The following is a 14,178-nucleotide window of genomic DNA, read 5'->3' on the forward strand; positions in this document are numbered from 1 at the left end:
GTCGGCGGCGGCCGAGGCCAGCAGCAGGGCGCTGCCGATGGCCCCCACCGGGGTGGGACCAGCAGCCGTCAGTGCGCCGGCGCGGGCTCCTCCTCGCCCGCGAATGCGCGCCACAGCCGGGCGTACGCCCCGTCCAGCGCGAGCAGTTCGTCGTGCGGCCCGTCCTCCACCACCTTGCCGTGGTCCAGCACCACCACCCGGTCGGCCCGGGCCGCGGTGCTCAGCCGGTGCGCGATGACGATCGTGGTTCTGCGGCCGTGGCCGTTCTCGCGCTGGGCCAGCCGGTCGGCGGCCCGGTTGACGGTCGCCTCGGTGGCCAGGTCGAGCGCCGCGGTCGCCTCGTCGAGCAGCAGCAGGTCGGGGTCGACCAGCTCCGCCCGGGCCAGGGCGATGAGTTGGCGCTGCCCGGCGGAGAGGTTGCGGCCCCGCTCGCTGACCCGGTGCAGATAGCCGCCGGAGAGTCCGGCGATCATCTGGTGCGCGCCGACCGCGCGCGCCGCGGCCTCCACCTCGGCGTCGCCGGCCTCGGGACGGCCGTAGGCGATGGCGTCGCGGACCGTCCCGGCGAAGAGATACGCCTCCTGCGGGACCACGCCGAGCCGGTGCCGGTAGCCGGCCAGGTCGAGCGTGCGCAGATCGGTCCCGTCCACCCGAACCGCGCCGCCGGTGACGTCGTAGAACCGGGCCAGCAGTTTGACCACCGTGGACTTGCCCGCACCGGTCTCACCGACGAGGGCGACGTTCTGGCCTGCGGGGATGTGCAGATTGAGGCCGGCGATGACCTCGGGCTTGCGGCGCCTGCCACTCGGCTCGGCGGCATCGTTCGCGGCACCTTTCGCGGCATTGTCGGTGCCGGCGTCCAGACTGGTGTAGCTGAAGTGGACGTCGTCGAAGTGGATGTCCCCGCGCAGTCGCCCGACCGGCCTCGGGTCCGCTGCCTGCGGGGTCGAGGTCGGCGTGCGCAACAGCTCGCGGATCCGGCTGAGCCCGACCGCTGCCTGCTGGTAGCCGTCGAACACCTGCGAGAGCTGCTGCACCGGCGAGAAGAACAGGTCGATGTAGAGCAGGTAGGCGACCAGCGCCCCGGTGGTGAGCGTCCCGGCGCTCACCCGGTGCGCCCCGGCGATCAGGACCAGCGCGGCGGCGACGCTGGACAGGAACTGGACGAAGGGGAAGTAGAGCGAGATGTAGAGCTGCGCCCTGATCCTGGTGGTGCGGTAGTCGCTGCTGCGCTCGGCGAAGCGGGCCCGGTTGCGGTCCTCGCGCAGGAAAGCCTGCACGATGCGCATACCGGCGACGTTCTCCTGGAGGTCGGCGTTGACCGTGCTGACCTTCTCCCGGGCCAGCTTGTAGGTGGCCGAGGACTTCCTGCGGAACACCAGGGTGGCGACGACCAGGATCGGCAGGACGGCGAAGACGTACAGCGCCAGCTGCACGTCCAGGACCAGCAGCACGACGAAGATCCCGAAGAAGGTCAGCAGGCTGACTACGGCGGTGACCACGCCGGTCTGCAGGAAGGAGCTGAGGGCGTCCACGTCGGTGGTCATCCGGGTCATGATCCGGCCGCCGAGCTCGCGCTCGTAGTAGTCCAGGCCGAGGCGCTGCAGATGGGCGAAGATCCTGATCCGCAGCGAGTACAGGACGCGCTCACCGGTGCGTCCGCTGACCTGCGTCTCGGTGGCCTGCACCACCCAGTCCAGCAGGACGATGGCGAGGGCGGTCAGCGAGGCGGCGGCGACCGCTCCCCAGGCCGCCTTGGTGACGCCCGCGTCGATGCCGTGGCGGATCAGGATCGGCAGCGAGAGGGAGGCCACTGCGTCCAGGGCGACCAGCAGCAGGGCGAGCAGCAGCGGCCTGCGGAAGGGGGCGAGCATCCGGCGGAGGTTGAACTGCGGGTCGGGACGCCGGGCCTCGTCGAGGTCGATGTCCGGGAGGCCGTCGGCCGGGGGCAGCGCGGCCACCCTGGCGAGCAGTTCGGGGGTGGCGGGCATGCCGCCCATGGCCCCGTGCATCCCGGCCGGGCCGCCGCCGTGACCGGTGCCGGCCTGCCCCGTGTCACCGCGGCCGAGTGCGTCGGCGTCGGGCTCGGGGAAGCGCTCGCGGTCCCACAGCTCAGGAGTGGCCCCGGCGGCTCCGGCGCCGTCGGCACCAGCCGCGTCGGCGAGCAGGCTCGCGACCGGATCGGCCGAGCGAATGTCGCCGGCCAGCGCGTCGGGGTCGGTGAGCAGCGAGCGGTAGAGCGGACAGCGGGTGTCCAGCTCCTCATGGGTGCCGATGTCGACCAGGCGTCCGTGGTCCAGCACCGCGATGCGGTCGGCCAGTTGCAGCGTGGATCGGCGGTGTGCGATGAGCAGAGTGGTGCGGCCGTTCATCACGGTCCGCAGGGCTTCGTGGATCTCGGCTTCCACCTGGGCGTCGACGGCCGAGGTGGCGTCGTCCAGCAACAGGATGCGGGGGTCGGCGAGGATCGCCCGGGCCAGGGCGACCCGCTGGCGCTGGCCGCCGGAGAGGGTGAGGCCCTGCTCGCCGACGACGGTGTCATAGCCGTCGGGCAGCTCGCCGATGAAGCCGTCCGCCTGGGCGGCGCGGGCGGCGGACTCGACCTCGTCGCGGGTCGCGTCGGGGCGCCCGTAGGCGATGTTGGTGTGCACCGACTCGGAGAACAGGAAACTGTCCTCGGGCACAATGCCGATGGCGGAGCGCAGGGAACGCAGCGTCAGGTCGCGTACGTCGTGGCCGTGCACCAGGACCCGGCCGGCGGTGGCGTCGTAGAAACGCGGGACCAGCATGCCGACCGTGGACTTGCCCGAGCCGGAGGCCCCGACCAGGGCCACCGTCTCGCCGGGGGCGAGGGCGAGACTGAGGTCCTGCAGGACGGGCTCGGCGGAGTCGTCGTAGCCGAAGTCGACGTGCTCGAAGGCGAGCGCGGGGGTGGTGTCGGCGGCTCCGCCGCCGACCGCTGCCCCGATCGCGGCAGCCTCGATCTCGGTGGGGTCCAGCTCGACGGCGTCCGGGCGCTCGGTGACCACCGGGCGTTCGTCGATGAGCTGGAACACCCGCTCCACGCTGGCGCGGGCCTGCTGGCCCACGGTGAGCAGCATGGTCAGCGTCCGTACCGGGGCGGTCATCTGTGCGACATAGGTGGAGAAGGCGACGAAGGTTCCCAGCGTGACCTCGCCGCGCACCGCCAGCCAGCCGCCGAGCGCGAGCACCCCGACCTGCCCGAGCGCGGGGATGGCCTGCATGGCCGGGCTGTAGCGGGCGCTGAGCCTGATGCTGCGCAGCCGCATCGCGAACAGCCGGCGGCTGGCCCGCTCCAGCCGGTTCAGCTCCTGTTCCTCCTGACCGAAGCCCTTGACCACCCGCACTCCCGAGACCGCGCCGTCGACGGCTCCGGCGACCGCGCCCGCCTCCTGCTGCGCGGTCCAGGTCGCGGGGAAGAGCTTCTTCCGGCTGAGGGTGGCGAACCACCACAGGGCCGGGGCCATGGCCAGGGCGATCAGGGTGAGCAGCGGCGACAGGAACAGCATCACCACGATCGACAGGATGAAGAGCAGGAGGTTGCCGGTCATCATCGGCAGCATCGACAGCAGGCCCTGGATCATCTGCAGGTCGGAGGTGGCCCGTCCGACCACCTGCCCGGTGTTCAGGCTGTCCTGCCGGGTGCCGTCCAGCCGCGAGAGCGAGTCGAACAGGTCCTGGCGCAGGTCGTGCTGCACGTCCAGCGCCAGCTGGCCGCCCCAGTAGCGGCGCACCAGGGTCAGCAGGAAGACCAGCACGGCCGCGCCGACCAGGGCGAACGCCCAGGGGGTCAGCGGCTTGGTGTGGGTGGTGATCACGTCGTCGATGATCAGACGGGGGATCAGCGGGACCAGCGCGCTGACGCCCATCCCCAGCAGCGAGGCGCCGAAGGAGAGCAGCACATTGCGCCGGTAGCGCCAGCAGTACGAGCTGAGCCGCCGCAGCCAGCCGGTGGCTATCGGTTCGGCCGGGGCAGCCGCTTCAACGGCAGGAGACTTTTGAGCCTTGGGCATATTTAGCGATGCTAACTGTATGGCGGTGGGTCGTCCACCAAGTTTCGGCAGACCATCCGATCGCGACGGCCACTGCTGGTACTGACAGCATCTTCGGCCCGCCGTCTGTTCCCCGAGGCCGTTCGCCGGCCTGACGGCCGGTCAGGACCCCGCCGCCGCACCCAGCGCGCCCAGCGCCAGGCGGTGCAGCAGGGCGGCCATCGCACTGCGGTCCGCCAGGTCGCCGCTCTGGCCGGCCGCGCTGTGGGGCGTGGAGTTGAGCAGGCCGAAGACGGCGTGGACGGCGGCGCGGGCGTCCGCGCCGAGCCCGGGGAAGCTGTCGCGGGCGACGCCGACCCAGAGTTCGACGTACTGGCGCTGGAGGCTGCGGACCCGGTGGCGCTCCTCGTCCGGGAGGTGCAGCAGTTCCCGGTCGTGCAGGGTGATCAGCGCGCTCTCGTCCAGGGCGAAGTCGATATGGCCCTGAAGCAGCGCGTCCAGGGCGGCCGGGGCGTCCACGGCCTCGTCGACCCGGCGGCGGCCCTCGTCCAGCAGTCGTTCGCTGATGCCGACGAGCAGGTCCGCGAGCATGGCGTCCTTGCCGGCGAAGTGCCGGTAGAGCCCGGGACCCGAGATGCCGACGGCGCGGCCGATCTCGTCGACGCCGACCCCGAGGAAGCCGCGCGCGGCGAACAGGCGGGCGGCCTCGCGCCGGATCTGTTGGCGGCGCGGGTTCTCGACAGGGCTCGGGGGTGTCGGCATCCCACCATCCTAGACAGCGGGGTTATCGGTGGTTAACCTGGCCAGTGCTGTTAACAGTCGTTAACAAGCGCTGGTGAGCAGAGGAGCTCGTGGCCATGACACCCGCGACCGCATCGGCGACCGTGCCGGGGGCCACCGCTCCGGCGCCGGTTCTCGGCACCGCGGTGGACCCGTCGTCCGAGACGTTCCGCGCCAACGCCCAGGCCCAGCAGGCGCTGGTCGCCGAGCTGCGGACCCGGATCGCGAGCGCGGCCGAGGGCGGCGGCGCCCGGGCCAGGGACCGCCACACCGCACGCGGCAAGCTGCTGCCGCGCGAACGCGTGGACACCCTGCTCGACCCGGGATCGCCCTTCCTGGAGCTCTCCCCGCTGGCCGCCGACGGCCTCTACGGCGGCGACGCCCCCGCTGCGGGGCTGATCACCGGCGTGGGACGGGTGGCCGGGCGGGAGGTGGTGGTCGTCGCCAACGACGCCACGGTCAAGGGCGGCACCTACTACCCCATGACGGTGAAGAAGCACCTGCGCGCCCAGGAGGTCGCCCAGGACAATCGGCTCCCCTGCGTCTACCTGGTGGACTCAGGCGGCGCCTTCCTGCCGATGCAGGACGAGGTGTTCCCGGACCGGGACCACTTCGGCCGGATCTTCTACAACCAGGCCCGGCTGTCCGCGGCGGGCATCCCGCAGCTCGCGGCCGTGCTGGGCTCCTGTACCGCGGGCGGCGCCTATGTCCCGGCCATGAGCGACCAGGCCGTGATCGTCCGCAATCAGGGCACCATCTTCCTCGGCGGTCCCCCGCTGGTGAAGGCCGCCACCGGGGAGGTGGTCACCGCGGAGGAGCTGGGCGGCGGCGAACTGCACGCCCGGACCTCGGGCGTGACCGACCAGCTGGCCGAGAACGACGCCCATGCGCTGGCGATGCTGCGCACCATGATCGCCGGCCTGGGCCCGCGCGCGGCGCGCCCCTGGCCGGTGCGCCCGGTCGAGGAGCCGGCGGTCGACCCCGGGGCGCTCTACGGGGCGGTGCCCGCCGACCCGCGCACCCCCTACGACGTCCGCGAGGTGATCGCCCGCGTGGTCGACGGCAGCCGCTTCGCCGAGTTCAAGGCCGAGTACGGGCCCACCCTGGTCACCGGCTTCGCCCGGCTGCACGGCCATCCGGTCGGCGTCGTCGCCAACAACGGCATCCTCTTCGCCGAGTCGGCGATGAAGGGCGCCCACTTCATCGAACTGTGCGACCAGCGCGGCATCCCGCTGGTCTTCCTGCAGAACATCTCCGGCTTCATGGTCGGACGGCAGTACGAGGCCGGGGGCATCGCCAAGCACGGCGCCAAGATGGTCACCGCCGTGGCCGGGACCAGGGTCCCCAAACTGACCGTGGTGATCGGCGGCTCCTACGGCGCCGGCAACTACTCGATGTGCGGCCGGGCCTACTCACCCCGCTTCCTGTGGATGTGGCCGGGGGCCAAGATCTCGGTCATGGGCGGCGAGCAGGCCGCCTCGGTCCTCGCCACCGTCCGGAGGGACCAGCTGGAGCTGCGCGGCGAGGAGTGGTCGACCGAGGCGGAGGAGGAGTTCCGCCGCCCGGTCCGGGACCAGTACGAGCAGCAGGGCAACGCCTACTACGCCACCGCCCGGCTCTGGGACGACGGCATCATCGACCCGCTGGACACCAGGACCGTGCTCGGTCTGGCCCTCAGCGCCTGCGCCAACGCCCCGCTGCCGGAGCCGCGCCCCTACGGCGTCTTTCGCATGTGACAGACAGCTTCCGACGGAGGATCACCCCCATGTTCGACAGCGTGCTGGTCGCCAACCGCGGCGAGATCGCGGTCCGCGTCATCCGTACCCTGCGGCGCCTCGGTGTGCGCTCGGTCGCGGTGCACAGCGGCGCGGACGCCGACGCCCCGCACGTCCGGGCCGCCGACACCGCGGTGCTGCTCGGCCCCGCCGACAGTGCGGCGGCGGCCGAGAGCTACCTCCATGTCGAACGCATCCTCGCCGCGGCCCGCCGCACCGGCGCCCAGGCGGTGCACCCCGGCTACGGCTTCCTCGCCGAGAACGCCGGCTTCGCCCTGGCCTGCGCCGAGGCCGGGCTGGTCTTCATCGGCCCCTCTCCCTCCTCCATCTCGCTGATGGGTGACAAGATCCACGCCAAGGCGGCGGTCCAGGCCGCCGGGGTACCGGTGGTCCCCGGCAGCGAGGGCGACGCCCTGGACGACGGCGAACTGCTCGCCGCGGCCCGGGAGATCGGCCTCCCGGTGCTGCTCAAGCCCTCGGCCGGCGGCGGCGGCAAGGGCATGCGCCTGGTCCGCGAGGACGCCGCGCTCCCCGAGGAGATCGCCGCCGCCCGCCGCGAGGCCCGCACCTCCTTCGGCGACGACACCCTCCTGGTGGAGCGCTGGATCGACCGGCCCCGGCACATCGAGATCCAACTGCTGGCCGACACCCACGGAAACACCGTCCACCTCGGCGAACGCGAGTGCAGCCTGCAGCGGCGCCATCAGAAACTGATCGAGGAATCCCCTTCCGTGCTGCTCACCCCCGAACTGCGCGCCGCCATGGGCGAGGCCGCCGTACGGGCGGCGCGGGCCTGCGACTACGCGGGGGCGGGCACCGTGGAGTTCATCGTCCCCGGGGACGATCCCTCCTCCTACTTCTTCATGGAGATGAACACCAGGCTCCAGGTGGAGCACCCGGTCACCGAGCTCGCCGTCACCGTCGACGGCGCCCGGATCGACCTGGTCGAGCAGCAGCTCCGCGTCGCCGCGGGCGAAGCGCTCGCCTTCACACAGGAGTCCGTCGCCTTCCAGGGCCATGCCGTGGAGGCGCGGATCTGCGCCGAGGACCCCGCCCGGGGCTTCCTGCCCACCGGCGGCCGGGTACTGCTGCTGCGGGAACCCTCGGGCGAAGGCGTCCGGGTCGACTCCGGTCTCGCCCTCGGAACCACCGTCAGCAGCAGCTACGACCCCATGCTTGCCAAAATCATCGTCCATGGCCCCGACCGCGACACGGCCCTGCGACGGCTGCGCGCCGCCCTCGCCGAAACCTGCGTGCTCGGAGTCATCACCAACGCCGGCTATCTGCGCCGGCTGCTCACGCATCCCGATGTGGTCGCGGGTCGCCTCGACACCGGCCTGGTCGAGCGCCACCCGGAACTGACCGTAGCAGCGGCCACTGACAATCCGGGAGCGGAGCCCGGCCCCGGGGTCCTGGAGCCCGACGCAGAGGCCCTGGAGCCCGACGCCGAGGCCCTGGTCGCCACCGCGCTGGCCCGGCAGGCGGCGCTGGAGCCGGTGCCGGGCGCGGACGGCTGGGTCGACCCCTTCTCGCTGCCCTCCGGCTGGCGCACCGGCAGCCGACCCGCCTGGACGCCGCACCACCTGAGAATCACCGGAGCCGAACCGGTGACGGTCCTGGTCCGCCCCGTCCACGACGGCCGGTTCGAGGTCCGACTGCCGGAGCGGGCCGCGTTCACCGCACGTGCCGTACGGGACGGCGACCGGCTGCTGCTCTCGCTCGGCGGGGTCACCCGCGGATTCACCCATGCCGTCGACCGGCACCCCGACGGCGGGAGCACGTACTGGCTGGCCAGGGACGGCGACAGCTGGGCCGTGCGCCCATACGACCCGCTGGAGCAGCTCGCCCTGGGCGGCCCGGGCGCCGGCGCCGCGGCGCTGAACGCGCCCATGCCCGGCACCGTCACCGTCGTCAAGGCCGCCGTCGGCGACCTGGTGACCAAGGGTCAGCCGCTGATGATCCTGGAGGCGATGAAGATGGAGCACGTCATCACCGCCCCCTATGACGGCACGGTCGAACAGTTGCGGGTCGTCGCGGGCGGCACGGTCGCCATGGACGAGCTGCTCGCCGTCATCACGCCGACCGGGAGCGGCCCTTCCGGGAGCGAAGCGATCGAGGAGGATGTGCGATGACCACGCCGGAGCCGATGACCACGCAGCCGGAGCCCGCCGAGCCCACCGTCAGCCAGCTGGGCCTGCCCGACCGGGCGCCGCTCGGCGGGCTGCCCGCGAGCGTGCGGATCCACGAGGTCGGCCCGCGCGACGGACTGCAGAACGAGAAGACCGCCCTGCCGGTCGCCGTCAAGGCCGAGTTCATCGCCAGGCTCGCCGCCGCCGGCCTGCGCACCATCGAGGCGGCGAGCTTCGTGCACCCGAAGTGGGTGCCCCAACTGGCCGACGCCGAGGAGCTGTTCCCGCAGCTGGCGGAGCTGCCCGGGAAGTATCCCGGGCTGCGGCTGCCGGTGCTGGTGCCCAACGAGCGCGGCCTGGACCGCGCGCTGGCGAACCGGGTCGGCGACATCGCGGTCTTCGCCAGCGCCACCGAGAGCTTCGCCCGGCGCAACCTCAACCGCACCGTCGCGGAGTCGCTGGAGATGTTCGCACCGGTGATCCGCCGCGCGACGGAGGCGGGAATCCCGGTCCGCAGCTATGTGTCGATGGCCTTCGGCGACCCCTGGGAGGGTCCGGTGCCGGTCGACCAGGTGGTCTCGGTGGGCTGCGCGCTGCTGGACCTCGGCAGCGCCGAACTGAGCCTCGGCGACACCATCGGCACCGGCACCCCGGGCCAGGTCGCGGCCCTGCTGGCGGCGTTCGCCGCCCGCGGCGTCGGCCCCGAGCGGCTGGCCGTGCACTTCCACGACACCTACGGGCAGGCCCTGGCCAACACCCTGGCCGCGCTGCAGGCCGGGGTCCGCACCGTGGACGCCTCGGCCGGCGGCCTGGGCGGCTGCCCCTACGCCAAGAGCGCGACCGGCAACCTCGCCACCGAGGACCTGGTCTGGATGCTGCACGGACTCGGCATCGAGACCGGCGTCGACCTCGACGCCCTGGCCGCCACCAGCGCCTGGCTCGCCGGAGAGCTGGGCCGCCCCAGCCCCTCCCGCGCCGTCCGCGCCCTCACCGGCTGACCCCGCCCCCTCGCGAGCCCCTCCACACCCTCAGGAGACCACGATGCTCGACCACCGCCTCGCCCCCGAGCACGAGGAACTACGGCGAACCGTCGCCGAGTTCGCCCATGACGTCATCGCGCCGAAGATCGGCGAGTACTACGAGCACAACGAGTTCCCCTACGAGATCGTCGCCGAGATGGGGCGGATGGGCCTGTTCGGGCTGCCCTTCCCGGAGGAGTACGGCGGCATGGGCGGCGACTACCTGGCGCTCTGCCTGGTCCTGGAGGAGCTGGCCAGGGTGGACTCCTCGGTGGCGATCACCCTGGAGGCGGCGGTCTCGCTCGGCGCCATGCCGATCCACCGCTACGGCACGGAGGAGCAGAAGCGCACCTGGCTGCCCCGGCTGTGCTCGGGCGAGATGCTGGGCGCGTTCGGGCTGACCGAGCCCGAGGGCGGGTCGGACGCCGGGGCCACTCGGACCACGGCGCGCTACGACGCCGACACCGACGAGTGGGTCATCAACGGCTCCAAGTGCTTCATCACCAACGCCGGTACCGAGATCACCGGGCTGGTCACCGTCGCCGCCCTCACCCTTTCGAGCGAAAAGAACCCCGACGGCTCGCCACGGCGCGAGATCTCCACCATCATCGTGCCCACCGGGACCCCGGGGTTCTCGGCATCCAAGAAGTACTCAAAGGTCGGCTGGAACGCCTCGGACACCAGGGAGTTGTCCTTCGCGGACTGCCGTGTCCCGGCCGCCAACCTGCTCGGGGAGGCAGGCCGCGGCTACGCCCAGTTCCTTCGCATCCTCGACGAGGGCCGCATCGCCATCGCCGCCCTGGCCACCGGTCTGGCCCAGGGCTGCGTCGACGAGTCACTGAGCTACGCGGCCCAGCGGCGGGCCTTCGGCAAGCCCATCGGCGCCAACCAGGCCATCCAGTTCAAGATCGCCGACATGGAGATGCGCGCCCACACCTCGCGGCTGGCCTGGCACCACGCGGCCTCCCGGCTGCTGTGCGGCGAGCGCTTCAAGAAGGAGGCAGCGATCGCCAAACTCCACTCCTCCGAAGCCGCGGTCACCAATGCCCGCGAGGCCACCCAGATCCACGGCGGCTACGGCTTCATGAACGAGTACCCCGTCGCCCGCTTCTGGCGCGACAGCAAGATCCTGGAGATCGGCGAGGGGACCTCCGAGGTCCAGCGCATGCTCATCGCCCGCGAGTTGGGCATGGAGGACAGCCGTCCCTGAGCCGCCGGCGCCCCCTGCCGGACGCACCGGTGCCCATCAGGGCCGCCGGACGGCCCTGATGCCTCCCTGAAGGCCTTCAGGGGATGACGACGACCGGCCTGTTGGCGCGCCGCGCCAGCCGGCCGGCCACGGAACCGAACAGCCTGCCCAGGAAGCCATGGGTCCCGCCGACCACGATGGCGTCGGCGGCGTACTCCCGGGCCACCTCCTCCAGTTCGTGGCAGATGTCCCCACCGCGCTCCACCAGCACCCAGGGGACGTCGCCCAGGAAGTCCGAGCAGGCGAGCTCCAGGCCGAGCACCTCGGTGCGGTGGTCCGGGACGTCGACGAAGACAGGGGGCTCACAACCCGCCCACACCGTGGCGGGAAGGCGGTTGGCCACATGCACGATCACCAGGCCGACACGGGAACGCCGGGCCATGCCCACGGCGTAGGCCAGGGCGCGCTCGCTGGAGACGGAGCCGTCGAAACCGACGACGACTCCGTGCAGGAATGCCGGATCGCAGGGGCGGACGGTCTGCGACTGCAATTCGAAACTGGGCATGGAGGATGTGGATCCCGTCGGGGACGCGGGCGTGGGCAGGGAATTCGGCGCCGGGCTCTTCGATGGCTCCGACTTCGGCGACTTCGACTTGGTCCAGGGCAGCCGAGGTTGCTGCGGCGCCGGCCCTGTGGGGCGCGCCGCCGGGTTGCCTTCACTTGGCTCTGGAAGGTCGTAACCGGCCATGACGTATGGTCGTTTCGGCGAGGTGGGATACGGGGGTGTGGTGCATGGTCACACCCAGGGGCTGTGGGACCGGGGAGACCATCACTGCGTGCCGCGTCCTGTATCAGAACTGCCTGATCGGAATAGGCCGAGTGGTGGCTTGCGTGACCTCTTCCCTCCAGGGTACGGCGACAATCTGTCCGCGCCCAGACACGGAGCGCATGGATCGTGCAGTTACCGCTGACGGCGGACGCGCACGCGGGAGGCGTTCGCGCCGCCGCAGCGCTACAGCACGTCCGCGCTGCGCCCTGGGCGTGCATGGAGCATGCCTGAGGAGCCGCGCTTGTGCAACGGTGTGTGCGGGGTGGGATGAGTCCGCCATACCGGGCGGCCCGACTTTGGCAACCGTTTTTCGGTCAGTCGGATCAATATGCCTCGTGCATATGCCAACGGGCTGAGACGATCCGCTCATGTCGCCCCTGCTGCTCTTCGACCTCGACAACACCCTGGTCAACCGAAATCAGGCATTCCAGGGCTGGGCCGCACGCTTCCTGATGGAGCGGGCGTTACCGCCGGGTGATCTCCGCTGGTTCACCACCCTGGACTGCGGCGGCTACCTGGACCGTCCCATCCTGATGCGGGCGGCGGCGGACCGCTACGGTCTCGCCGAATCGATCGACGACCTGTTGGAGGACTACCGGATCACCGTCACCGAACTGATCGCCTGCCCGGCCGACCACCTGGAGGCCCTTCGCCTGGCCCGGACCGCGGGATGGGTGCTCGGCATTGTCTCCAACGGGGCGACCGAGCCGCAGCTCGCCAAGATCGAACGAACCGGGCTGGCCGAACTCGTGGACGGCTGCACCATCTCGGAAGAGGTGGGCTGCGCCAAGCCGGACCCCCGCATCTTCCATCTGGCCGCCGAGCGCTGCGGGGTGGACACCGCGGCCGACTGGACGGCCTCCGCGTGGATGATCGGGGACCACGCCCCGGCCGACATCGCCGGGGCCGCGGTGTCCGGCATGCGCAGCGTCTGGATCGACCACGGGCGGCCCTGGGGCGAGACCGGCTACCGTCCCACCCTCACGGCCCGCAACCTGCCCGAGGCCGTCGCCCTCGTCCTGGCCGAGGAGGACCTGCACCGACCCGACCGGGGGCGCTATCCCCGCGGCTACTCCCGGGGCGCGCCCGGTCCCGTCCCCGGGTACCGCCACCACGTGGCCACCCCCTGCTCGACGAAGCCCAGTCGGCGGTAGAGCGGCTCGCCCAGCAGCGTCGCGCTCAGCACCGCCGGGCGGTCGGCGTGGGCCAGCAGGACCGTCGCCATCAACTCCCTGGCGATCCCCCGGGATCGGTGCTCGGGCAGCACGGCCACCCAGTACACCCCCACCGAGCTGCCGTCGTCCCAGGACACGCAGGCCCCGGCCGGCTCCCCCCGGAGCCGGACCAGCCAGGAACGGCGTCCGCCGAGGGCGTTCCAGCCCGCGGGAAAGGTCTCCCCGCGCCGCCAGGGCATCCGCGCGGCGACCGGGAAGCCTTCGACCACCACCCGTTCCACGTCCGCCAGTTCGCTCTCCCGCCGGGCCTCGACCACCTCGGTCGCCGGGGCCGAGGCCGGGCCCGCCCCGGGATGCGCCGCAGGGCCCGCCGTGGAGCCCGCCACCGGGCCCGGCCGGCGCCGTCCCGCTCGGGGCGGCACCGGCCCCGGATCCCGGACCATCACCGGTGTCGGCAGGGCCCGCTCGCATCCGAAGCGGGAGAGGTCGACCGCTCCGTAGGGGTCGACCAGGGAGAGCCAGCGGGTGTTCCAGCCACGGAACAGCGCGACGAGTTCCTCGGTCAGCGCGGCCGCGTCGGCGGGGGCCCTGGTGATCTGGACCTGGTGGGCGTTGCCGCTGCCGCCTTCGCAGCGGACCGCGGTCCAGCCGGGAGCGCTACGGGCCTCCCAGCCCTCGACGCCGGCGAGTGCCAGCCACTGCCCGGCCGCATTGTCATTGGCCAGTTCGAGGCGAGTCCGTGGCTCCATCGGCCGATGCTATCCGCCGCCGCTTCGCTCCGGATCACCCCCGCCGCCGGGCCGTTGGCCTTCCGGTTCGGCCGGTTCGGCGGTTTCGCCGCGCATTGGGCGCCGTTGGCCCCGATCCATGCGCCCCATGCGCGCCCCGCGCACCTCCGTGCACCCTCTCGTGCTCCCGATGGCTGTTTTTCGGTCAACTTCAGGACGCCCCATCCGGATTGCGCTTCGTCGCAGCCCAGACGTACCGACTGAGCAGCGGAATCTCCCAGGGCGGGCAGGCGGCCGTGCGACAACTGGCCAGTGCCTGACACGCCCTCTTCCCCGGGGGCCCGGCGGATGCCACCCTCGGTGATCGAATGCTTCACGCCAAATTGCCTTATCGACATAGCGTCGGATGGTGAACTTGTCGCACCAGCAACCCTGGACCCAGTAGATTCGATCTTGGCAAGAGCGGGGGGCCGCGCAATGCAGCACAGGACCGGACAACCATGACGTCGCAGACGTGGACCGTGCGGACGGCAGCCCCGGA

General features: G+C 72.0%; 9 protein-coding genes. 5 read left to right on the forward strand and 4 right to left on the reverse strand.

Annotated features, from left to right (window positions below):
* Nucleotides 1–68: 68 nt before the first annotated feature.
* Together ABH941_RS12990 and ABH941_RS12995 are read right to left on the reverse strand one after the other, a co-directional pair.
* Nucleotides 69–4,034 (reverse strand): ABC transporter ATP-binding protein, encoded by a 3,966-nt coding sequence (locus tag ABH941_RS12990; RefSeq protein ID WP_370129113.1) that lies wholly within the window; start codon nucleotides 4,032–4,034, stop codon nucleotides 69–71.
* Nucleotides 4,035–4,175: 141 nt separating this feature from the next.
* Nucleotides 4,176–4,775 (reverse strand): TetR/AcrR family transcriptional regulator, encoded by a 600-nt coding sequence (locus tag ABH941_RS12995; protein ID WP_370129115.1) that lies wholly within the window; start codon nucleotides 4,773–4,775, stop codon nucleotides 4,176–4,178.
* Nucleotides 4,776–4,870: 95 nt separating this feature from the next.
* Between ABH941_RS12995 and ABH941_RS13000 the strand changes: the two genes are divergently transcribed.
* The 4 genes from ABH941_RS13000 to ABH941_RS13015 are packed head-to-tail and all read left to right on the forward strand — an operon-like array spanning nucleotide 4,871 to nucleotide 10,926.
* Nucleotides 4,871–6,529 (forward strand): carboxyl transferase domain-containing protein, encoded by a 1,659-nt coding sequence (locus ABH941_RS13000; protein ID WP_370129117.1) that lies wholly within the window; start codon nucleotides 4,871–4,873, stop codon nucleotides 6,527–6,529.
* A gap of 29 nt (nucleotides 6,530–6,558) precedes the next feature.
* The gene (locus ABH941_RS13005; protein WP_370129119.1) at nucleotides 6,559–8,700 is read left to right on the forward strand and encodes a biotin carboxylase N-terminal domain-containing protein; all 2,142 of its coding nucleotides are present in this window, start codon (nucleotides 6,559–6,561) and stop codon (nucleotides 8,698–8,700) included.
* Nucleotides 8,701–8,714: 14 nt separating this feature from the next.
* Complete coding sequence (locus ABH941_RS13010) at nucleotides 8,715–9,695, forward strand: hydroxymethylglutaryl-CoA lyase (RefSeq protein WP_370129484.1); 981 nt, start codon at nucleotides 8,715–8,717, stop codon at nucleotides 9,693–9,695.
* 43 nt (nucleotides 9,696–9,738) lie between these two features.
* Nucleotides 9,739–10,926: an acyl-CoA dehydrogenase family protein gene (locus ABH941_RS13015; RefSeq protein ID WP_134004783.1), complete on the forward strand. Its 1,188-nt coding sequence runs from the start codon at nucleotides 9,739–9,741 to the stop codon at nucleotides 10,924–10,926.
* Between the two features lie 76 nt (nucleotides 10,927–11,002).
* Here the strand turns inward: ABH941_RS13015 and ABH941_RS13020 are convergent, their stop codons facing one another.
* Complete coding sequence (locus tag ABH941_RS13020; protein ID WP_051724919.1) at nucleotides 11,003–11,470, reverse strand: universal stress protein; 468 nt, start codon at nucleotides 11,468–11,470, stop codon at nucleotides 11,003–11,005.
* 632 nt (nucleotides 11,471–12,102) lie between these two features.
* On the opposite strand from ABH941_RS13020, the gene ABH941_RS13025 reads away from it, so the two are divergent.
* Nucleotides 12,103–12,888 (forward strand): HAD family hydrolase, encoded by a 786-nt coding sequence (locus tag ABH941_RS13025; protein WP_370129122.1) that lies wholly within the window; start codon nucleotides 12,103–12,105, stop codon nucleotides 12,886–12,888.
* Here the strand turns inward: ABH941_RS13025 and ABH941_RS13030 are convergent.
* On the reverse strand, nucleotides 12,804–13,658 hold the full coding sequence (locus tag ABH941_RS13030; RefSeq protein ID WP_370129124.1) for a GNAT family N-acetyltransferase: 855 nt from the start codon (nucleotides 13,656–13,658) through the stop codon (nucleotides 12,804–12,806). The two genes, ABH941_RS13025 and ABH941_RS13030, sit on opposite strands and share 85 nt — an antisense overlap.
* Between the last annotated feature and the right edge of the window lie 520 nt (nucleotides 13,659–14,178).

Origin of the sequence: Streptacidiphilus sp. EB103A, from assembly GCF_041261405.1 — a bacterium.
Taxonomy (GTDB): domain Bacteria; phylum Actinomycetota; class Actinomycetes; order Streptomycetales; family Streptomycetaceae; genus Streptacidiphilus.